This is a genomic window from Erwinia sp. PME.40.26/001 (assembly GCF_055556675.1).
In genome coordinates, this window is the sequence record NZ_JBVHNP010000397.1 from 1 (window position 1) to 241 (window position 241).

The 241-nt window shown below is 62.7% G+C and carries 1 protein-coding gene; it reads right to left on the minus strand.

Translation table 11 applies throughout. The features are described 5' to 3' along the window. The coding region (locus ACZ3HG_RS24695) for a hypothetical protein (protein WP_465335155.1) at positions 1 to 241 on the minus strand (241 nt) is incomplete at both ends.

Genomic DNA, 241 nt, shown 5'->3' on the forward strand with positions numbered 1-241 from the left:
CTGCAGATCCTGCTGGCATCTCGCCAAGGTTTGCTGAGTCTGGTCGTGTTCTCGGGCTAAGGTGGTGTGGGCCAGGCGCAGTTGGGCTTCGCCGGCCAGGGCTGCCTCTCTCTGGCTACGCATCACCGCCTGCGCTTGCTCGTGTGCCTCGTTGGCGGCTTCCAACTGCTTAACGACATCATCCTGAAGCCGCTGGTAGACGCACTTGACGGCCTCCACCAGATCGACTGGCAAGCCGGTG